This is a genomic window from Streptomyces sp. ME02-8801-2C, assembly GCF_033793965.1.
Lineage (GTDB): Bacteria > Actinomycetota > Actinomycetes > Streptomycetales > Streptomycetaceae > Streptomyces.
Genome location: NZ_JARAXP010000013.1, coordinates 124284 through 145273, shown reverse-complemented (window position 1 = coordinate 145273; position 20990 = coordinate 124284). Strand labels below are relative to the sequence as shown.

19 protein-coding genes are annotated in these 20990 nt (G+C 69.7%); 9 read left to right on the top strand and 10 right to left on the bottom strand.

The genetic code is table 11. The features are described from left to right. Positions 1–36: 36 nt before the first annotated feature. Together rfbA and PV396_RS33970 are read right to left on the bottom strand one after the other, a co-directional pair. Entirely contained in the window at positions 37–999 is a 963-nt protein-coding gene (gene rfbA, locus PV396_RS33975) for a glucose-1-phosphate thymidylyltransferase RfbA (protein WP_319211237.1), read from the bottom strand. Positions 1000–1223: 224 nt separating this feature from the next. After that, positions 1224–3071, bottom strand: coding sequence for a phosphoenolpyruvate carboxykinase (GTP) (locus PV396_RS33970; protein WP_319211235.1), 1848 nt, complete (start codon positions 3069–3071; stop codon positions 1224–1226). Between the two features lie 328 nt (positions 3072–3399). On the opposite strand from PV396_RS33970, the gene trhA reads away from it, so the two are divergent. Further along, a complete protein-coding gene (gene trhA / locus PV396_RS33965; protein WP_319211233.1) occupies positions 3400–4119 on the top strand; it encodes a PAQR family membrane homeostasis protein TrhA in 720 nt (239 codons plus the stop codon). Between the two features lie 34 nt (positions 4120–4153). Then, positions 4154–4780, top strand: coding sequence for a TetR/AcrR family transcriptional regulator (locus tag PV396_RS33960; protein ID WP_319211232.1), 627 nt, complete (start codon positions 4154–4156; stop codon positions 4778–4780). A 148-nt stretch (positions 4781–4928) separates the two neighbouring features. Here the strand turns inward: PV396_RS33960 and PV396_RS33955 are convergent, their stop codons facing one another. Further along, a complete protein-coding gene (locus PV396_RS33955) occupies positions 4929–6962 on the bottom strand; it encodes a thioredoxin domain-containing protein (RefSeq protein WP_319211230.1) in 2034 nt (677 codons plus the stop codon). Positions 6963–6992: 30 nt separating this feature from the next. Then, the gene (locus PV396_RS33950) at positions 6993–7667 is read right to left on the bottom strand and encodes a hypothetical protein (protein WP_319211228.1); all 675 of its coding nucleotides are present in this window, start codon (positions 7665–7667) and stop codon (positions 6993–6995) included. A 240-nt stretch (positions 7668–7907) separates the two neighbouring features. Here PV396_RS33950 and PV396_RS33945 point away from each other — a divergent pair, with 240 nt between their 5' ends. Next, positions 7908–11138: a tetratricopeptide repeat protein gene (locus tag PV396_RS33945; RefSeq protein ID WP_319211226.1), complete on the top strand. Its 3231-nt coding sequence runs from the start codon at positions 7908–7910 to the stop codon at positions 11136–11138. A 53-nt stretch (positions 11139–11191) separates the two neighbouring features. On the opposite strand, the gene PV396_RS33940 is transcribed toward PV396_RS33945, so the two are convergent. Further along, a complete protein-coding gene (locus tag PV396_RS33940; RefSeq protein ID WP_319211224.1) occupies positions 11192–11434 on the bottom strand; it encodes a hypothetical protein in 243 nt (80 codons plus the stop codon). Next, on the bottom strand, positions 11427–12287 hold the full coding sequence (mca, locus tag PV396_RS33935; protein WP_319211395.1) for a mycothiol conjugate amidase Mca: 861 nt from the start codon (positions 12285–12287) through the stop codon (positions 11427–11429). The genes PV396_RS33940 and mca overlap by 8 nt, the downstream gene beginning before the upstream one ends. Before the next feature lie 146 nt (positions 12288–12433). Between mca and PV396_RS33930 the strand changes: the two genes are divergently transcribed. Both PV396_RS33930 and greA read left to right on the top strand, forming a co-directional pair. Continuing rightward, the gene (locus PV396_RS33930; protein ID WP_319211222.1) at positions 12434–12832 is read left to right on the top strand and encodes a DUF4307 domain-containing protein; all 399 of its coding nucleotides are present in this window, start codon (positions 12434–12436) and stop codon (positions 12830–12832) included. A gap of 186 nt (positions 12833–13018) precedes the next feature. Next, a complete protein-coding gene (gene greA, locus PV396_RS33925; RefSeq protein WP_319211220.1) occupies positions 13019–13516 on the top strand; it encodes a transcription elongation factor GreA in 498 nt (165 codons plus the stop codon). An 85-nt stretch (positions 13517–13601) separates the two neighbouring features. On the opposite strand, the gene PV396_RS33920 is transcribed toward greA, so the two are convergent. From PV396_RS33920 to ilvA, 3 genes are all read right to left on the bottom strand, one after another. Then, positions 13602–14381: an ABC transporter permease gene (locus PV396_RS33920; RefSeq protein WP_319211393.1), complete on the bottom strand. Its 780-nt coding sequence runs from the start codon at positions 14379–14381 to the stop codon at positions 13602–13604. A gap of 17 nt (positions 14382–14398) precedes the next feature. Further along, positions 14399–15394 (bottom strand): ATP-binding cassette domain-containing protein, encoded by a 996-nt coding sequence (locus PV396_RS33915; protein ID WP_319211218.1) that lies wholly within the window; start codon positions 15392–15394, stop codon positions 14399–14401. A 228-nt stretch (positions 15395–15622) separates the two neighbouring features. Then, positions 15623–16861 (bottom strand): threonine ammonia-lyase, encoded by a 1239-nt coding sequence (gene ilvA, locus PV396_RS33910; protein ID WP_319211216.1) that lies wholly within the window; start codon positions 16859–16861, stop codon positions 15623–15625. Between the two features lie 164 nt (positions 16862–17025). Between ilvA and PV396_RS33905 the strand changes: the two genes are divergently transcribed. The 3 genes from PV396_RS33905 to PV396_RS33895 all read left to right on the top strand — a co-directional run bounded on the left by PV396_RS33905 (position 17026) and on the right by PV396_RS33895 (position 18426). Further along, positions 17026–17532: a MarR family winged helix-turn-helix transcriptional regulator gene (locus PV396_RS33905; protein ID WP_319211214.1), complete on the top strand. Its 507-nt coding sequence runs from the start codon at positions 17026–17028 to the stop codon at positions 17530–17532. 145 nt (positions 17533–17677) lie between these two features. After that, a complete protein-coding gene (locus PV396_RS33900; RefSeq protein ID WP_319211212.1) occupies positions 17678–18181 on the top strand; it encodes a sigma factor-like helix-turn-helix DNA-binding protein in 504 nt (167 codons plus the stop codon). Then, the gene (locus PV396_RS33895; RefSeq protein WP_319211210.1) at positions 18178–18426 is read left to right on the top strand and encodes a hypothetical protein; all 249 of its coding nucleotides are present in this window, start codon (positions 18178–18180) and stop codon (positions 18424–18426) included. Before PV396_RS33900 ends, PV396_RS33895 begins: the two co-directional genes overlap by 4 nt. 67 nt (positions 18427–18493) lie before the next feature. Here the strand turns inward: PV396_RS33895 and PV396_RS33890 are convergent, their stop codons facing one another. Beyond that, positions 18494–19648, bottom strand: coding sequence for a cystathionine gamma-synthase (locus tag PV396_RS33890; protein WP_319211208.1), 1155 nt, complete (start codon positions 19646–19648; stop codon positions 18494–18496). 143 nt (positions 19649–19791) lie between these two features. Here PV396_RS33890 and PV396_RS33885 point away from each other — a divergent pair, with 143 nt between their 5' ends. Beyond that, positions 19792–20910 carry a hypothetical protein gene (locus tag PV396_RS33885; RefSeq protein ID WP_319211206.1) on the top strand — a complete coding sequence of 373 codons (1119 nt, stop codon included), beginning with the start codon at positions 19792–19794 and terminating at the stop codon, positions 20908–20910. Positions 20911–20990: the final 80 nt, after the last annotated feature.

The window sequence follows — 20990 nt, the reverse complement described above, 5'->3', positions numbered from 1 at the left end:
CAAGGATCCTCCCCCCTTCCGCCGCACAGGGATTTCCTACTCAGGTCCCGCGGCTGAAGTCCCCATGCCCGGCCCGGTTCGCAGCGGCCCTTCGCGACGCGAACCGCCGCCCCTCTGGGGCATGACCACGTATCGGGAGTCCTCCAGAAGTCCCAGAAGATAATGGCCGTATCCGCTTTTGAGCAGAAGCTGGGCCAGTTCCCGGAGCCGGTCGTCGTCGATCAGGCCGGCCCGCCAGGCCGTCTCCTCGATGCAGCCGATCTTGAAGCCCTGGCGCTCCTCGATCACCCGCACGAACTCCGAAGCCTGAACCAGGGAGGTAAAGGTCCCGGTGTCCAGCCACGCGGTGCCGCGGTCGAGCCGCGTGACGCGCAAGGCTCCGGCGTCCAGATAGACGCGGTTGAGGTCAGTGATCTCCAACTCGCCCCGGGCACTGGGCCGTAGGCCACGGGCGATGTCCACGACCTGGTTGTCGTAGAAGTACAGACCGGGCACGGCGTACCGGGACCTGGGCCGGGCCGGTTTCTCCTCGATGGACAGCGCCTGGCCCAACTCGTCGAACTCCACCACGCCGTAGGCCGAGGGATTGGCCACCTGGTAGGCGAATACCCGGCCCCCCTCGAAATCGCCTTGGCAGGCCAGCCGCGTGCCAAGGCCGCTCCCGTGGAAGATGTTGTCGCCGAGAATCAGGGCCACCGACTCGCCGTCGATGAAGTCGGCCCCCAGTACGACTGCTTGAGCAATGCCCTCCGGGCGCTCCTGTGTCATGTATTCCAGCCGCAGGCCCAGTTGACTGCCGTCGCCGAGCAACCGGCGGAACTGGTGCTGGCCATCGGGGGTGGTGATGATCAGAATTTCTCGGATTCCGGCCATCACGAGTGTGGAGAGTGGGTAATAGACCATGGGTTTGTCGAAGACGGGCAGCAGTTGCTTCGAAACCGAGCGGGTCAACGGCCATAGTCGCGAGCCGGTGCCTCCGGCCAACAGAATTCCGCGCATGCCAGCACTATAGGCGAATGACCAATAAATACGGCTTTTCGCCCGACTTACGGCACGTATGGGGGTATGGTCGACGCATAGAAGACTGGGCCGGGGCCCGCACCGTACGCCGTTCTACGGTGCGGGCCCCGGCCCGGTTCGTGATCCTGTCACGCGGCCAGTTTTGACGACGTCACAGGTCAGGGCGAGTCTGACCTGCCCGCGGAGTTCTTCGGCCGTAGGTGTCAGCCCAGACGCTGCACCAGCGCCCGGTACTCGTCCCACAGCTCCTTCGGGGTGTGCTCGCCGAACGTGTTCAGGTGGTCGGGAACCAGCGCCGCCTCCTCGCGCCACACGTCCTTGTCGACCGTGAGCAGGAAGTCGAGGTCGGACTCGGAGAGTTCGAGACCGTCGGTGTCGAGCGCGCCCTTGGCCGGGAGCACACCGATCGGCGTGGCCACGCCCTCGGCCTTGCCGTCCAGCCGGTCCACGATCCACTTCAGGACCCGGCTGTTCTCACCGAAGCCGGGCCACACGAACTTGCCCTCGTCGTTCTTGCGGAACCAGTTGACGTAGTAGATCTTCGGCAGCTTGGACTGGTCCTTGTCCTTCGCCACGTCGATCCAGTGCGCCATGTAGTCGCCCATGTTGTAGCCGCAGAACGGCAGCATGGCGAACGGGTCGCGGCGCAGTTCGCCGACCTTGCCCTCGGCGGCGGCCGTCTTCTCGGAGGCCACGTTGGCGCCCAGGAAGACACCGTGGTTCCAGTCGAAGGACTCCGTGACCAGCGGTACGGCGGTGGCGCGCCGCCCGCCGAACAGGATCGCCGAGATCGGCACGCCCCTCGGGTCCTCCCACTCGGGCGCGATGATCGGGCACTGCGCGGCGGGGGTGGTGAAGCGGGCGTTGGGGTGGGCGGCCGGGACTCCGGAATCCGGCGTCCAGTCGTTGCCCTTCCAGTCCGTCAGGTGGGCCGGAGTCTCCTCCGTCATGCCCTCCCACCAGATGTCGCCGTCGTCGGTCAGCGCCACGTTGGTGAAGACGGAGTTGCCCCACAGCGTCTTCATCGCGTTGGCGTTGGTGTGCTCACCTGTGCCGGGCGCGACGCCGAAGAAACCGGCCTCGGGGTTGATGGCGTACAGCCGGCCGTCCTCACCGAAGCGCATCCAGGCGATGTCGTCGCCGATCGTCTCGACGGTCCAGCCGCCGACCGTCGGCTCCAGCATCGCCAGGTTCGTCTTGCCGCAGGCCGACGGGAAGGCCGCGGCGACGTACTTGGACTCGCCCTGCGGCGGGGTCAGCTTCAGGATGAGCATGTGCTCGGCGAGCCAGCCCTCGTCCCGCGCCATCACGGAGGCGATACGCAGGGCGTAGCACTTCTTGCCGAGCAGCGCGTTGCCGCCGTAGCCGGAGCCGTAGGACCAGATCTCGCGACTCTCGGGGAAGTGCGAGATGTACTTCGTGGAGCTGCACGGCCACGGCACGTCGGCCTCGCCCTCCGCCAGCGGCGCCCCGAGCGTGTGCACAGCACGCACGAAGAAGCCGTCGGTGCCGAGCTCGTCGAGGACCGGCTGCCCCATGCGCGTCATCGTGCGCATGGACACGGCGACGTACGCCGAGTCGGTGATCTCGACGCCGATCGCGGACAGCGGCGAGCCAAGCGGGCCCATGCAGAACGGGACGACGTACATCGTCCGGCCCTTCATGGAGCCGCGGAAGACGCCCTTCTCCCCCGCGAAGATCTCCCGCATCTCGGCGGGATCCTTCCAGTGGTTCGTGGGTCCCGCGTCCTCCTCCTTCTCGGAGCAGATGAAGGTGCGGTCCTCGACGCGCGCGACGTCGGTCGGGTCGGAGGCCGCGTAGTAGGAGTTGGGGCGTTTGATCGGGTCCAGTTTCCTGAAGGTGCCCTTGTGGACGAGCTCTTCGCACAGTCGCTCGTACTCGGTCTCGGATCCGTCACACCAGACCACGTTGTCCGGCTGCGTCAGTTCTGCGATCTCGTTCACCCACGAGACCAGTTGCTTGTGGTTGGTCGGGACGGTGCCTGAGAGGAAGGTGTCAGGGGGAACGGGAGCCGCGATGTCGCGCGCCACGATTGCTCCTTGAATGAGGGTTTTTTTGTTGACTGCCCCTTGGGGGCCGCGACCCGGATGCTTCACGGTGTTGATCTTGGCGCTCATCCGGTGCCGACCGCACTCATTTGATCATCCGACCGTAGCGCCCATCTGTCCAGAGGGCCTCACACCTGAGCGACGTGACCATCGCCACTCATGCGGCACCCGCTCAGGCGTTTCCTCTGGGTCACCGCGTATTCACCTGGCGCATCCGGGCCCCAACCCATATGAGAGGCTGGCCACTTCTGCACCCCTCCCGCCCCCGAACTGACGCGTAACTTACGGTTACGTAGGTACGATGGCCGTCATGACTGCGTCCGCCCCCGACGCGCCCCTGGACTCACCGGCCGCCGGCCGCGGTCCTGTGGCGCTCTCGCTGCCACATTCCGATGAGATCAAGCCCAAGCTGCGCGGCTGGCTGCATCTCGGTATGTTTCCGGCCGTACTCATCTCCGGTCTGGTGCTCACCGCGCTCGCCAGTTCGAGCCGCGCGCGCATCGCCTGCGGGATCTTCACCCTCACCGCGTGCCTGCTGTTCGGCGTGAGCGCGCTCTATCACCGCGGCACCTGGAGTCCGCGCATGGACGGCGTCCTGCGCAGACTCGACCATTCGAACATCTTTCTGATCATCGCGGGCACCTACACCCCGCTGACGATGCTGCTGCTCCCCGCCAGTAAGGGCCAGTGGCTCCTGTGGGGCATCTGGGGCGCCGCCCTGGCCGGCATCGCCTTCCGCGTGTTCTGGGTCGGCGCCCCGCGCTGGCTCTACACGCCCTGCTACATCGCGATGGGCTGGGCGGCCGTTTTCTTCCTGCCGGACTTCATGCGCGCCGGCGGCATCGCCGTCCTGGTGCTGGTCATCGTCGGCGGGCTCCTCTACAGCGCGGGCGGCGTGATCTACGGGCTCAAGCGCCCCAACCCGTCACCGCGCTGGTTCGGCTTCCACGAGGTCTTCCACTCCCTCACCCTCGCGGCGTTCGTCACGCACTACATCGGCATCTCGATGGTGGCGTACCAGCACGGATAGCCCGTGGGCGGCCGTTCTGCCGGAGAATGACCCCATGACGGCCGCCGCACACCCCTCACCGCTCGCCGACCGTCCCCGGCCGGGCCTGCGCGAGCGGAAGAAGATCAGGACCCGGACGGCCATCCGTACCGCGACGTACGAACTGATCGAGCGGCATGGCTACGACGCCACGACGATCGAGCAGATCGCCGAGCGCGCCGAGGTGTCCCAGTCCACGGTCTTCCGCTATTTCCCCACCAAAGAGGACATCGTGCTCACCGACGAGTACGACGCCTCACTGGAGGAGGACCTGCGGGCCCGCCCGGCGGACGAACCGTGGCTCGACTCCCTGCGGTACGTCCTGAAGAGGGCGGTCGGCGCCGGCAGCGACGAGGAGCCCGAGGTGACACGGCTGCGCAGCCGACTGATGCTGGAGGTCCCGGCGGTCCGCTCCCGCATGCTCGAAAGCATGTCCAAAACGGGCCGCCAACTCTGCCGGGTCATAGCCGACCGCACCGACCGCGACCCCACGGACCTGGAAATCCGCGTCTACGCCATGTCCCTGATAGGCGCCCTGTCGGAGGTCCACACCTACTGGGCCCAGAACAACTACAGAGACAACCTGCCAGACCTGGTGGACCGCACCCTGAACGTCTTCGACCGGGGCCTGCCGGGCCTGTGATTTCCAGCCCGTCCGGCACCTCTCCAGCGCCGGCCCGCATTTCCAGCCCGTCCGGCGTTTGAGGACAAGGCCCGTTCAGGGCCGTAGGGGGGTCTGGGGGCGCAGCCCCCAGGACGGGATGGGACGGGTAGGGGCGGCGGGGGCGAAATCAACCCCCCAACACAACCCGCAACCGCTCCGGATCAGTAGTCGGCGCATCACAGGTGAAATGCCGGCACACATACGCAGCCGCCTCACCCCCGACAAGCACCCGCCCGGCAAGCAACGGCAACTCCTCACTGCCCACAACCCCCGCCGCGACCACAGCCCCGGGCGCCGTCCCCAGCAGCGCCGCACGATGCAGCACAGCCGCCCCCGGATCCCCGTCCACCGCCCCCACCACCGCAACCTCCCGCGGCCCGTCAATCAACGCCTCGGCGACAGCCAACCCCCACCCGATGAACCGCGGCACCCGCGGCCCCAGCGCCTTCACAACCCCCAACGCCCGCTCGGCGGCAGCCCGATGCGGCTCGGCCCCGGTCTGGGCGGCGTACCCGAGCAACGCCCCCGCAGCGGCCGTCCACCCGGAGGGCACCGCGTTGTCGGTCGGATCCTGAGGCCGCCGAATGAGCTGCTCGGCGTCGTTGGCGGTGTCGAACAACGCCCCCGACTCCGCGTCGACGAACCGCACGAGCACATGGTCGAGCAGGAATCCGGCGAACTCCAGCCACACCCCCTCCCCGGTCACGGAGGCAAGCGCGAGGAACCCCTCGGCGACATCGGCGTAGTCCTCCAGTACGCCCGCGTTCGCCCCGACCTGCCCGTCCTTGCTGGTACGGGCGAGCTGGGCCCGGTCGTCCAGATGAACCCGTACGAGGAGATCGGCGGCCGCGAGCGCGGCGTCCACGAGGTCGGGCCGCTCGAAGTAGGCGCCGGTCTCGGCGAGCGCGGCGATGACGAGCCCGTTCCAGGCGGCGACCACCTTGTCGTCCCGCCCGGGAGCAGCACGTTCGCCGCGAGCATCGAGCAACCGCCGCTTGATCGACTCGACCTTCTCGGCGTCGAAAACGCCCTCGTGCTGCGGAAGCTGGAGGACGGAGGCCCCCTCCTCGAAGGTCCCCTCCGCCGTCACCCCGAAGTAGTGCGCGGCAAGCTCGGCGTCCTCGGCACCGAGCACCTCGGCGAGCTGGGCCGGAGTCCAGACGTAGTAGGCGCCCTCGACATGCTTGCCGGTCCCGTCGTCACTGTCGGCGTCCAGCGCGGACGCGAACCCCCCTTCGTTCGTGCGGAGTTCACGCACCATGAAGTCGGCAGTCTCGAGGGCGACGCGCCGGGCGAGCTCGGAGCCGGTGGCACGCCAGAGGTGGGCGTACACGCGGCACAGCAGCGCGTTGTCGTACAGCATCTTCTCGAAGTGGGGCACGACCCACTCCCGGTCGACGGAGTACCGGGCGAACCCGCCGCCGAGCTGGTCGTAGATCCCGCCCCTGGCCATGCGCTCACAGGTGTCCTGGGCCATCTGCAGCGCCCCCTCGGCCCCCGTACGGGCACCGTGCCGCAACAGGAACTCCAGGACCATGGACGGCGGGAACTTGGGTGCGCCGCCGAATCCGCCGCGCTGGGCGTCGTACTCCCGGGTCAGCCCGAGCAGCGCCCGCGCCTGCTCCTCCTCGCCGGGCGCCTCGGGCGCGCCGTACTCGATCTCGCGTCCGGCGAGGTCCCGCACGATCTTCTGCGCGACCTCGGCGACCTCGTCCCGCCGGTCGGTCCAGGCGGCGCGGACTCCCTCCAGCACCTGCTGGAACGAGGGCATGCCGGCGCGGGGGGCGGGCGGGAAGTAGGTGCCGAAGTAGAAGGGTTCGGCGTCCGGGGTGAGGAACACGGTCATGGGCCAGCCGCCCTGCCCGGTCGCCGCCTGGACGGCCTCCATGTAGACGGCGTCGATGTCGGGGCGCTCTTCGCGGTCGACCTTGACGCTGACGAAGTGCGCGTTGAGGTAGTCGGCGGTGGGCTGGTCCTCGAAGGACTCGTGAGCCATCACATGGCACCAGTGGCAGCTGCTGTACCCGACGCTCAGCAGGACGGGCTTACCGCTCCGCCGCGCCTCCGCGAAGGCCTCCTCCGACCAGGGCCACCAGTCGACCGGATTGTCGGCGTGCTGGAGGAGATAGGGGGACGTCTCATGGGCCAGTCGGTTCGGCATGGGGTCCATCCTGCCGCAGGACCCGACGCGTCAGGCCGCAGGCGTCTCCCAGACGGTGACGTTCAGTTTTCCGATGCCGGTGCTCGGTGAGGTGACGACCTTCAGGTAGGCGACGCGGCCCTTGCCGGTCATCAGGCAGAAGCGGCTACCTGGCTTCGCGTCCGCCGTGTAACTGCCTGCTTCCTGCACGGCGTCGACACACTCACCGGCCGTCGGGGCGGCGCCGGAGTCGGGCAGGGGAGCCAGGTTGGACGCGGACCCCGGCACGAACAGACCGAGGGACGCCCCGAAGATGATGTCCGCGCTCCTGATGGAGGTGCCCGACACGACCGGTCCGGACCCGTCCAGATCGATGTACGACCCCGCGTTGGTCATATCGGCATCGAGTGTCTCCGGCCCGAACAGCGCCTTCTCCGCCCCGACACCCTTCGGGGGCGCCGGAGCCGGCTGCTCCTGGCCGGCGGCGTCCGCCGGCGCGGACGACCGAGTCGGGGTCGGCGCCTGTGCCGCGTTCCCGTCGGTGCCGCCGTCGGACGAGTTCGGCCGGCTCACCAGCACCGTGACGAGCAGTCCCACGACCGGGATGACGATGCCGACGACCCACCAGGCCCAGCGCGGCGGCTGCGGTGCCTGCGGCGGTGTGGGGGGCGCCGGGTGCCACTGCGGGTGCGGCGGATAGCCCGGTGGCGGGTTCTCGCTGCTCATGTCCTGTTCTCCCCGTTCGATGTCTGTGATCACGATAGCTGTGCGGCGAACCTCCCGCATCAACCGCATCTGCCGCTTCAGCCCCGTCTGTCGCGTCAACGGGCGTGCCCGGCACGGCGATCAGGGCCCCACGCCCCCTCGCCTCGATGCGCCGTCCGCAGGACACTTGACCAAGGAAGCACCGAGGACAAGGCGTTGCTGCCGACTTGCCGTCAGATCGCTGCCGAAGGGGGACACACCATGCGGGACAGCCACCGCGCGGAAGCCGAGCGGCTGTTGGTCCGGGCCGTCGAGGAAGAGGTACGACGATCCGGCGGACGCACCGACGGAACCGCACTCCTCACGCGGGCACGCTCCGCACTGGACGCGATGGCGCAGCCGTCCGCCGAGGAGTACGCGGCGTACACGCGGGCGCTCGACGAGGCGAAGGCGGGGCAGCTCACCTTCGGGCAGCGGTACGCCCGGGAGGGCGCCGGAACTCCCCTGCTGGTGGCGGCTGTCGCCGCCCTCGCGGCGGGTGTCGCCGATCTGGTGCTCGGCACCGGCACGGGCACCGCCGTGGGCGCGGCGCTCACCGTGGGTGTGGTGGGTGCCGCCGCGACCGTCCTCAAGGTGACCGCCGCCCATCTGCCGGCCGCCCATCATCGCGCCGGCGCCGTGAGCCAGCCCGGCGGACCCGAGCAGCTGCGGCTGACGTGGCTGACGGCGCTGGAGGTACGCGGCATCCGTCCCTTCCTCGACCAGCAGCGGGTGCTCAGCGCGTCCACCGGGCCGAAGAAGACCGGGCCGAGACTGCGCGGCACCGACAAGAGCGCGGCGGCCCGCAGCCGCAGCCTGCTGGAGCAGTCGTTCGCCCAGCTCCCTGATCCCGACGAGCCGTTCGCGGGCCGGCGGGAGGAGCTGGCCCGTATCCGGCAGTGGGTGCACGCGGCCCGCGCCAGTACGGAGACCCGGCCGACACTGGTCGTCCTGCACGGCGCGCCCGGCAGTGGGCGCAGCGCGCTCGCGATCCACGCGGCGCACGATCTGCGGGACCAGTTCCGGGGGGCGTGCGTGGTGGATCTGCGCGGCGACAGCCCGGAGGAGGAGCCGCTGCCCACCCGCGACGCGCTGCTGCATCTGCTGAACCGGCTCGGCGCTTCCCGCGAGCAGTTGCTCTTCCGTGAGCGTTCGTCACCGGACCAGCAGGTCAGAAGGCTGAGCGAGCTGTACAACCAGCACCTGACGAGTGTCCCGGTGACCATCGTCCTGGACGACGCCAAGGACCCCGAGCAGGTCCGCACGCTCGTCCCGGAGCGCTCCGACAGCCTGGTCGTCGTCACCGCCCGGGAGCCCCTCGCCCTTCCGTCCGACCTGCCGTTCTGGGTTCATCAGCTGCACGTGGAGGCCCTGGACGCGGCGGGCGCGGAGGAGCTGCTGAACGCGTCCGCGCAGACCGAGCCGGGATCGAGGCCGGGTTCGGGGGCGGATCCGTACGATGCCCAATCCGACGACCGGATACGGGAGTTGTGCGGCGGCCTGCCGCTGGCGTTGCGTATCGCGGGCTCCTCGCTCGGCCCGCGCAGTCGGCGTCGGCTGGCCACGGACCTGGGCGCGTACGGTCCCGTGGAGCCGGTCGAGCGAGTGCTGTGGCTGCGCTACACGGACCTGCCGGACCCGGCCAGACGGCTGCTGCGCAGGCTGGCGCTGGCCGGGCGGGCCTCGCTCGGCGCCGCGGCGGCCGCGGCTCTGTTGGCCACTGACCGGACGGAGGCGACCCGTCAGCTGGACGCGCTCGCCCGCGCGGGCCTGGTCGACCATGTCCGGGGCAGTCGTTACCGCCTGCACGATCTGGTCCGGGCGTTCGCGCAAGCCCGTCTCCTCGACGAGGAGGAACCGGCGGAGCGCACGGCCGCGCAGGAGCGGCTGATCGTGAGCTATGGCGAGCTGGCCGACTCCGTGCTGCGTCTGGTCGACGGCAACATGTCGACCCGATCGGACCGTTTCAGCCCGCACGGCTTCACCTCCCTCGACGAGGCGCTGCGCTGGCTGGACGACGAGTCGAGCTTCATCACGGCGACGCTGCGGCACGCGGAGGGCGTCAACCAAGCGGCCGTGCTCAACCTGCTGGGCGCCCTGTGCGACTACTGCCTGCTGCGCGGCGACCTCTACCGGCTCGGCGAGATCAGTGAGCTCGCGGAGTCGGTGGACCAAGGTCTGCTGGTCCGGTCGGTGCAGTGGCGTACGGGTATCGCGGCCCGTCAGCTGGGCGAGCTGGACAAGGCCCGTACGACGCTCACCTCGGTCGTCGAGCTGTACATGGAGGCCAACCACGACGCGGGCGCCGCCCGGGCGCTGTGCTCGCTCGGCATCACGCTGCACCACCAGGGCAACCTGGTCGAGGCGGCGGCGAAGCTCCAGGAGGCGCTGGATCTCCAGCAGGCCCCCGAACTGGCGACCGACCGCGCCTGGACGATGCACGCCCTCGCCGCCGTCGAGCGCGACCGCTCGCGGCTCGCCGAGGCATGGGACCTGCTGCAGCGTTCGCTGGTCCTGCACCGCGAGGGCGAGTCGATCCACGGCGAGGCGTGGGCCCACTTCCAGCTCGGCCAGCTGGGCCTCAGGATGGGCGACGTACCGCGCGCCGAGTCCGAGCTGCGCACGGCCCTCGACCTGTACGGCCGTACGCGCGACGCCCGTGGTGAGGCCTGGGCCCTGACGCAGCTGGCGCGGGCCCGGCTGGTCGCCGGGGACGCGTCGGCGGCGGTGGACGGGCTGCGCCGGGCGGCGGCGGTCCACCGGGACAACGAGGACGCGCGCGGCGAGGCGTGGTCGGTCTACTACCTGGGCCAGTCCCTGGAGGAGACGGGCAACCTGGATCTCGCGGTCCGTGAGCTGGAACGTTCCCGCACGATGTTCTCCCGTATCCGGGACGTCTACGGCCTGGCCTGTGCCCGGCATCACTCGGCCCGCGTCACGCGCGACCAGCGGGCCGTGCAGACGGGTTCGCTGCGCAACTCGGGGTTCGCCCGTCAGCTTCTGGTGGACGCCCGCGCCGACTTCCAACGCATCGGGGTGGCCCACGGCGAGGCCTGGACGTGCCTGGAGCTGGCGGTGGTCGACGCGGGCAACTCCCGAGCCCAGCAGGCGCTGGCCCTGTGCGACGAGGCGATCGGCCTGTTCACGTCGTACGGCGACCGGCGCGGCGAGGACTGGGCGCGCTTCCTGCGCTGCACTCTCCTGCCCTACGCGGCCCCCGGTGGCGTCGACATCGGCACGGCAGTGGCCCAGGAGGAGCTGTCCCAGCTCTCCCGTGGCCGCCACCCGTCCCGCGACGAGAAGCTCGACGAGTACGTGGACGCCTATCAGCTTCTTCTGGAGCGCGGGGTGGCGCTGGAGTCGGGCTGGCAGGCGTGGCGGCTGGGCACGGTCCCGAACCGGCACGCCCGGGAGGTCATGGGAGTGCCGGTGGCGGCGGCCGGCCGCCGGTAGGTCAGCAGATCTGTAGAGGTGCGCTCACCGGGTGCCGGGCACCCGGTGCGGCCTCACTGCTTCTGGGCGGAGCCCGTGGCCGCGCTGGGCGCCTCCTCGGAGTCCGAGGTCTCCTTGAACTGGATCCTGCCCATCTGCTTGTTCATGGACTTCATCAGCCCCCACACCGCGAGAGCCATCACCGCGAACACGATGAAGCCGAGGACACCGGGGGTCACCTTGTCCTCGTCGACCTCCGCCGCGAAGGAGACGAGGTGCGTCATTGCCAGGCTTGCGCTTGCGCTCATGTCAGGCATTGTCGCGGATGCCCGCGAAGAGGTCGTCCTCGGGGAGGGAAGTGCCCACGAGCGACTTCGCCAGCTCGTACTCCTCCGTCGGCCAGACCTCCCGCTGAAGATCCAGCGGCACCCGGAACCAGCCCCCGTCGGGGTCGATCTGCGTGGCGTGCGCGAGCAGCGCCTTGTCGCGGATCTCGAAGAAGTCGGCGCACGGGACGTGCGTGGTCAGGGTGCGCTCGGTGCGCTCGAACTCCGACCACCGCTTCAGCCAGTCCCCGTACGGCGACTCCATGCCACGCTCGAGCAGCGCGTTGTGCAGCGCCTCGGTCCGGGGCCGGTTGAAGCCCTGGTTGTAGTACAGCTTCTGCGGCTGGTAGGCCGGGCCGAACTCCGACTCGGGGTAGGTCTCGGTGTCCGCCGCGCCGTCGAAGGCGACCATCGAGATCTTGTGAGTCATGATGTGGTCGGGGTGCGGGTAGCCGCCGTTCTCGTCGTACGTGGTGATCACCTGCGGACGGAACGCGCGGATCTGCTTCACCAGTTCCCCGGCCGCCTTGTCCACGTCCTCGAGGGCGAAGCAGCCCTCGGGCAGCGGGGGCAGCGGGTCGCCCTCGGGCAGGCCCGAGTCGACGAAGCCGAGCCACTCCTGCTTGATGCCGAGGATCTCGCGGGCCTCGTCCATCTCCTTCTTGCGTACCTCGTGGATGTGCTCCTCGATGTACTTGTCGCCCTGCAGTTTCGGGTTGAGGATGGATCCGCGCTCCCCGCCCGTGCAGGTCACGACGAGCACGTCCACCCCCTCGGACACGTACTTCGCCATGGTGGCCGCACCCTTGCTCGACTCGTCGTCGGGGTGCGCGTGCACGGCCATCAGTCGCAGCTGGTCAGTCAAGACTCAATCCTCGTAGGTCGGCGCCCGGTGTGCGCGGGTGCGATGAGCGGCTTCTATAGTGACCGAACCGAGCGGCCAATAATTCCGGGGCCCGCCTTTCCAGGGCCCTCGCGGAGAGGACGATCATGAGTACGGCGACCACGCGCCCACCCGAGGGACGGTACGGCCGCTCCACGGACGAGCGCGCCGACCGCAAACTCAAGATCGCCGCCGCCGTTCTCGGCACGGTGGTGCTCGTCGTGCTCGGCTGGTTCGGCTACCACTACGTCGTCGGCAACAAGATCAGCGCCGAGATCATCACCTTCGAGACATACGAGAACTCGGTCAAGGTTCATCTGGAGGTCCGCAAGGACTCCGGCACGAACGGCTACTGCACGGTCCGTTCCCAGGCCGAGAACGGCGCCGAGGTCGGCCGCGCCGACTTCCGCTTCGACGGCGACGCCACCCGCATCGACCGGCTCGTCACCCTGCGCACGACGTCCCAGGGCACCACGGCCGAGCTGCTCGGCTGTCACACCGACTGAGAGCGCCGACAAACCACAGGGTCACTCTCATCACACAATCGCTGACCTGCGTTGACGTAATTCTGATGGCTTATGTCCTCCCCCTGCCGCCGCTGAATTGTTAGGCTCGTGGTTTCGCCCATCCGTGGAGGAACATTCTTCTAGGTAGGGCGATGCTTTGTATCCCAGTACCTACGAGGAGCACCTGTGACCCAGACCAGCGAGAACGTCACCTGGCTGACCCAGGAGGCGTACAACAAGCTCAAGGACGAGCTTGAGCACCTTACTGGTCCTGCGCGCACGGAGATCGCCGCCAAGATCGCCGCCGCGCGTGAGGAGGGCGACCTGCGCGAGAACGGCGGGTACCACGCCGCCAAGGAGGAGCAGGGCAAGCAGGAGCTCCGTGTGCGCCAGCTGACCCAGCTCCTGGAGAACGCGAAGGTCGGCGAGGCTCCGGCGGCGAACGGCGCGGTCGCGCCCGGCATGGTCGTGACCATCGCCTTCGACGGCGACGAGGACGACACGCTGACCTTCCTGCTCGCCTCGCGCGAGTACGCCAGCGCCGACATCGAGACCTACTCGCCGCAGTCCCCGCTGGGCCGTGGTGTGAGCGACAAGAAGGTCGGCGCGGACGCCCAGTACGAGCTGCCCAACGGCAAGCTGGCCACCGTGAAGATCCTGAAGGCCGTGCCCTACCAGGCCTGACCTCTGGATCCGGCCCGACCTGTCGATCCGGCTCTTTGCCCTCGCGAGCCCCCGGCGCCCTCCTGGTGCCGGGGGCATCGTCATGTCAGCTTTCCACCCGGCGGTACTTGCGGACCGCGAGCGTCCGGAAGACGACGATGATCACGACGGACCAGATCAGCGACGCCCACACCGGATGCTGCATGGGCCAGGCGTCGGGCGCCTCGAAGCCCGGGGGAAGGTTGCCGAACAGCTCCCGCGCGGCCTGGACGGTGGCGCTGAAGGGGTTCCACTCGGCTATGTGCCGCAGGAAGTCCGGCATCTGGTTCGCGTCCACGAACGCGTTCGAGATGAACGTCAGCGGAAACAGCCAGATCAGGCCGCCCGAGGTCGCCGCTTCGGGAGTGCGCACGGACAGGCCGATGAGCGCGCCGATCCAGGAGAACGCGTACCCGAGCAGCAGAAGCAGGGCGAATCCGGCGAGCACCTTGCCGATGTTCTCGTGCGTACGCCAGCCGATGATCAGGGCGACGACCGCCAGGACGACGAGGGTGAGCGCCGTCTGCACCAGGTCGGCGACCGTGCGGCCGGTGAGCACCGCGCCCCGGGTCATGGGCAGCGACCGGAATCTGTCGATGAGGCCCTTGTGCATGTCGTCGGCGATGCCCGCGCCCGCACCGGCGGTTGCGAAGGTGACGGTCTGCGCGAAGATGCCGGCCATCAGGAACTCGCGGTACGCCTGCGGGGAGGCGGACGAGCCGACCTGGATCGAGCCGCCGAACACATAGGTGAACAGCACCACGAACATGATGGGCTGGAACAGCCCGAATATGATCATCTCGGGAATGCGGCGCATCCGGATCAGGTTCCGGCGCGCGATGATCATCGAATCGTTCACGGCGCTCACTTGGCCGTCTCCTTTTCGTTCTTCTCGCCGTTCTCCTCGTCCTTCACCTCGGCGACATGGCCGGTCAGGGAGAGGAAGACGTCGTCGAGGGTCGGGCGGCGCAGGCCGATGTCGTCGATCTCGATGCCCCGGGTGTCCAGTTCGCGGATGACCTCGGCGAGGAGCTTCGCGCCGCCGCTGACGGGGACGGTGAGCTTGCGCATGTGGTCCTCGACGGTGACCTCACCCTGGCCCTTGCCGAAGGCGCTGAGCACCTCGGAGGCGGTCGCTATGTGCTCGCGCTCGTGCACGACGACCTCGACGCGCTCGCCGCCGGTGCGGGCCTTGAGCTGGTCGGAGGTGCCTCGGGCGATGACACGGCCCTGGTCGACCACCGCGATGTCGTGCGCGAGATGGTCGGCCTCCTCCAGATACTGCGTGGTCAGCAGCAGTGTCGTCCCTCCGGAGACCAACTGCTTGATGTCCTCCCACAGCTGCTGGCGGTTGCGTGGGTCGAGGCCGGTCGTCGGCTCGTCCATGAACATCACCGGCGGTGAGACGACCAGGGCCGCCGCGAGGTCGAGCCGGCGGCGCATGCCTCCGGAGTAGGTCTTCGTGGGGCGGTCGGCGGCGTCCTCGAGGTGGAACTGCTCCAGCAGTTCGGCCGCGCGGGTCTTCGCCGCCTTCGCCTTCATCTGGTAGAGCTGACCGACCATCTGAAGGTTCTCGCGGCCGGTCAGATACTCGTCGACCGCGGCGAACTGGCCGGAGAGGCCGATGGAGCGGCGGACCGCGTCGGGGTGTTTCAGGACGTCGATGCCCGCGACGACCGCCGAGCCGCTGTCGGGCCGCAGCAGGGTCGTCAGACAGCGGACGGTGGTGGTCTTGCCCGCTCCGTTCGGCCCGAGCAGGCCGAGGACCGTGCCCTCCGGGACGTCCAGATCGACGCCGTCCAGAGCTTTTACGTCGCCGAAGGTCTTCACCAGACCTTCGGCGTAGATGGCGCCTGGCATATCAGTTCTCCACGTCGTTGGGGACTACGACTGCCGCGACAAGCCTGGATTTATCTCCGTTGCCCTGCCCGGTGGGCAAGAGGAGGATGGGCGAGCACCCGAGCGGGCGGGTACAGCGGCGTGACACACACCATAACGCGATGTATCGCGTCTCTCAATGCAATTTTCCAGAGCCACCCGTCCGAGTGAGTCCTCCGAGTGAGTCGAACGAGCCGGGCGGTCACGGACTCACTCGATGACGGTGTAGCCGGCCTCGCGCAGCGCCAGGCCGACCTCGGCGCAGTGCGCCGGTCCCTTCGTCTCAAGGTGCAGTTCGACCTCCGCCTCCGTGAGCCCGAGCCGTGGATCGGTCCGGACATGGCTCACGTCGAGGACGTTGGCGTCGACCACTGACAACGCCCCGAGCAGCGTCGCGAGGGCGCCCGGCCGGTCCGTCAGACGCAGCCGAACCGCCAGGTAGCGGCCCTGTGCGGCCATGCCGTGGCGCAGGATGCGCTCCAGCAGCACCGGGTCGACGTTGCCGCCGGACAGCACCGCGACGACCGGCCCCTCGAAGGCTCGCGGCTCGCTCAGCAGCGCGGCGACCGGGCTCGCCCCCGCCGGTTCCACGACGAGCTTGGCGCGCTCCAGGCAGAGCAGCAACGCGGCCGACAGCTCGTCCTCGCTGACCGTGCGGACCTCGTCCACCAGATCGCCGATGATCCCGAACGGCACGTCGCCGGGCCGCCCGACCTTGATCCCGTCGGCCATCGTGGCCGGATTGGCGACCGACACGGGCCGCCCGGCCGCCAGGGAGGGTGGATACGCGGCGGCGCCGGCCGCCTGCACGCCCACGATCCGTACGTCGGGCCGCACCGACTTCACGGCGACCGCGATCCCGGCGGCCAGGCCGCCACCGCCGATCCCCACGAGGATCGTGCGCACCTCGGGGCACTGCTCCAGGATCTCCAGGCCCACCGTGCCCTGCCCGGCGATGATGTCGGCGTGGTCGAAGGGGTGGATGAACACCGCGCCCGTCCGCTCGGCGTGCTCCTGGGCGGCGGCCAGCGTCTCGTCGACGACCTGACCGTGCAGCCTCACCTCGGCGCCGTACTCGCGCGTGGCGCTGATCTTCGGCAGCGGGGCGCCCTGCGGCATGAACACCGTGGCCCGTACGCCGAGCAGCGACGACGCGAGCGCGACCCCCTGCGCGTGGTTGCCCGCACTGGCCGCGACGACCCCGGCGGCCCGTTCCTCGGGCAGCAGCCCGGCGATCCGGACGTACGCGCCGCGCAGCTTGAAGGAGCCGGTCCGCTGGAGGTTCTCGCACTTGAGGTGCACCGGCGCCCCCACCAGCTGGGACAGATGCCGGCTGCCCTCCATGGCCGTCACCCGCGCCACGCCCGTAAGCATCTTCTGGGCACCGCGCACATCGTCGAGAGTGACGGGCCGCAGGGAGTGCAAGGAGTCAGCCGTGCTGTAGCTCATGTCCCAAGTCTCGCAGTTCACAGGCGCGGACTCGCGGTGTGACCAAGCTCCGAGACCGGTTTTCGCAGCGCCGGTACGGCCCGCCTTCCGGCCGCGTACCCTGTCCCCCAACCCAGCACCCCCTTTCATGAAGCGAGCCCCCGGCCATGCCCACAACACCTGAAATGTCGATGGACATGACGACCGTCGGTGACACCGGTCTCCTCGACACGTTGCAGCACGAGGTCGCGGTCTTCGCGCGCCGTGCCGAACAGACCCGGCTCGGGGGAGTCGGGCAGGTGCGCAACTCGATGGACCGCGCGGCGTATCTGCTGCTCAACCGCCTCGACAAGGAAGGCCCCATGGGCGTCAAGGCGCTCGCCGCGAGCATGGGCATCGACTCGTCGACGGTCACCCGGCAGGTGGCTCCGCTCGTCGACACAGGGCTCGTCAAGCGCACCTCGCACCCCGAGGACGGCCGCGCGGTGGTCCTGCAGCTGTCCCCGCGCGGGCTGTCGCGGCTCGAGGAAGTCCGTTCGTCCAGGCGTCAGTTGATGGCCGAGCTGACGCAGGAGTGGGCCCCGGAGGAGCGCGAGGTGTTCTGCACGCTCCTCACGCGCTTCAACACCGCGCTCTCCGCCCGCCAGGCGGCCCAGGGCATCCCCGTGGGGGAAGCGGAGTCAGCCTCCTGACGTCGGTGGCGAAACCGTCGCGTACGCGCGCGTGCCCGCCGCCGGACGGACTGCTGTTCCCTGGCTCTTGACCGGCGGCGGCATCTGGCCTCAGATGAGACCGGGTCCTTTGTGACCGCGTCCTTGTCGTACGACGGGAGGCACGGTGCGAGAACGGCAGCCATCCCGAGGTGCCGGCCCGGCCCGGGACTTCGAGGCGTTCGTCGCGGGCGCGGCGGGCCGACTGCTGCACACGGCCACGCTGCTCACGGCGGAGGCGCCGCACGACAATCCGCGCGCGCGGCGTCTGCTCACCCATGCCTTCGCGCACACGTACGCGTGCTGGGACCGGATGCGCGGCGAGGACCCGTACGCCCGGGCCCGCCAGTACCTCGCCGTCCGCTTCGCACGCGAGGCCTGGCACCAGTACGGCGGCCTCGGCAGGGCCCGCCCGCATCCCGGCAGCGCCCTGGCGGTGCTCACCCCCCAGCAGCGGCTGATCCTGGTCCTGCGGCTGTACGAGGGGGTCGGCGAGGAGCAGACGGCGGCGCTGCTCGGCCTGCCCACGGAACGCGTGCACGCGATCTGCGACCGGGCGACGGCGACGCTGCTGCACCCGCCGCGCGACAAGGCGCCGGCCGTGGCCGGGCGGAAGGTGGTGCCGTCATGAGCCGGCGCGACCGGGAGTCCGCCGCGCGGCAGGCCATGGAGGGCACGCCCCCTCCGGTCCCGCCGGACCTGTACGCGGAGGTCGTACGGCGTGGCAGCCGCATGCTGCGGCGCAGGCGGGCGGCGCGGCGGCTGATGTGGGTGCTGCTGCTCTTCGCGGTGGTCGCCTTCACGGTGTGGGCGACGACGGTCCAGCCCTGGGTGGAGCCGCCCTCGCAGGTGACTCCACCCGTGACGGGCTGGTGAGACCGGGCCGCGGACGACCTGGTCCCGTACGACCGGTTCTCGGCCGGCTGCCGCTCGTGGACCCCCTCTAGCCGAGGGCCTGCTGGAGGTCCTCCAGGAGATCGTCGACGTTCTCGATGCCCACGGAGAGGCGTACGAGGTCGCCCGGCACCTCCAGGGCCGATCCGGCGACGGACGCGTGCGTCATGCGCCCCGGGTGCTCGATCAGGGACTCCACGCCGCCGAGGGACTCGCCGAGCGTGAACACCTTGGCGCGGTTGCAGACCGCGACGGCCGCCTCCTCGCCGCCCTGGACCTGGAACGAGATCATGCCGCCGAACGCCCGCATCTGCTTGGCGGCGATTTCGTGACCGGAGTGCTCCGGGAGCCCCGGGTAGAGAACGCGCGTCACGCGCGCGTGCCGCGTGAGCATGTCGGCGATCCTGGTGGCGTTCTCGCTGTGCCGGTCCATCCGTACGGAGAGCGTCTTCGCGCCGCGCAGCACCAGCCAGGAGTCGAAGGGCCCGGCGACCGCGCCCATCGCGTTCTGGTGGTACGCCAGTTCCTCGCCGAGTTCCTGGTCGGCGGTGACCAGCGCGCCGCCCACGACGTCGGAGTGGCCGCCCATGTACTTGGTCAGGGAGTGCACGACGACGTCCGCGCCGAGGGCCAGCGGCTGCTGGAGGTAGGGCGTGGCGAAGGTGTTGTCGACGACGAGCCGGGCGCCGGCCTCGCGGGCGATCTGGGCGACGGCGGCGATGTCGGTGATGCCGAGGAGGGGGTTGGAGGGGGTCTCCACCCACACGACCTTGGTCTTCGGGGTGAGGGCGGCGCGTACGGCGGCGGGGTCGCTGGTGTCGGCGACCGACCACTCCACGCCCCACCGGGCGACGACCTTCGCGAAGAGGCGGAACGTGCCGCCGTAGGCGTCGTTGGGGATGACCACGTGGTCACCGGGGCTGAGCAGCGTACGCAACAGGCAGTCCTCGGCCGCCAGTCCGGACGCGAACGCGAGACCGCGGCGACCGCCTTCGAGGGCCGCGAGGTTCTCTTCGAGGGCGGTACGGGTCGGATTGGCGCTGCGGCTGTACTCGTAACCGCCGCGCAGCCCGCCGACGCCGTCCTGCTTGTAGGTCGAGACCTGGTAGATCGGCGGGACGACCGCGCCGGTGAGGGGATCCGCGGTGTTGCCCGCGTGGATCGCGAGAGTCTCGAAGTGCTGACTGATGTGCCTGTCGCTCATGTGGACCGAGGGTAGTGCGCTCGCGCGGTTGCTGCCGTCCGCGGGCTGTGGAGGGGTGGGTTCAGGGGCTTCGGGAAGGCCTCGCGGAGCCTTTTCTGCGGACCGGTTGGCCAATTGTCAGAGGCGTCTGGTTCGCTTGAGGCATGGAGATTCTCTGGGTCCTGATGGCACTGGTCATGATCGGCTTCGTGGTGCTGCCGTTCATGCGGCGCAGGAGTGCCGGTATTCAGCAGGTCGCCCCCGGTGACCCGGACGCCGCGGACCCGGCGAACTACGGCTTCGTCCGGCAGGAGGCGCTGGACATCCGGATGCCCGGCCCCGACCAGGACCTGCTGGACGTCCTCGACGTCGTACAGCGCACCCAGGACTACAGAGCGGCGGCCCAGCTGCTCGCCGGCACGGAGAAGGACGGCGAGCGGCGCTGGCAGCGCGTGCAGGCCTTCGCGGGCGCCGCCTCGCTGGAGCTGCAGCAGCGCCCCGGCGGGGTGAGCGAGTCGCCTGGCGGGCAGTGGCTGCGGGTGTGGCGGACCGAGGCGCCCAAGGACGCGGGCGGCGCGGCGGTGCACGCGGAGTTCCTGGTCCAGCAGGCGTGGCGGACGTCGACGCCGGGCACGGACGAGTTCCGGATCATCATGGAGGAGGCGAAGGCGGCGTGCGGCGACGCGGCGCTCCTCTCCCCCGGTGACCCCGTCCCGTACATCGTCGAGCTGTCGGTCGCGCGCGGACTGGCGTACTCCCGGCCGGAGTTCGAGCAGCTCTGGCTGAAGATCCTCGACCGCGCCCCGGAACACATGGGGGCGCATCTCGCGGCCCTCCACTACTGGTGCGAGAAGTGGCACGGCTCACGCGCGCTGGCGATGTCGTTCGCGGAAGCGGCGGCGGCCAGAGCACCGCAGGGTTCGCTGCTGGCGGCGATGCCCCTGTTCGCGGTCTTCGAGCATCTCCCCGAGGTGAACCTGGTCAGCGGCTTCTACCAGAGCGAGGTGGTCACGAAGTCGATCCACGGCGCGCTGTTCGCGGTCCACGCGGCCCGGCCCGACGACCCGATGCTCGCTCACGTACGCCATCTGCTGATCTTCTTCCTGGTGCGCTCCGAGCGCTGGGCGGAGGCCATGAACCAGTTGGTGCACGTCGACGGCCACGTGGGCGCCCTCCCGTGGACCCTCACCGCCGACCCGGCGGCGGAGTTCGCGGTGTACCGGGCGCTGGCGGTGGCGGGGTACGAGGCGAACGGCGGGAGCCCTGCGTCACTCCTGCGCTAGGACAGGTCCCTCCGCGGAGAGGTACAGGAGGTACAGGGAGAGCCGGGACGGCGGCCGTGGAGCGGGCGGGGACCGGGAGC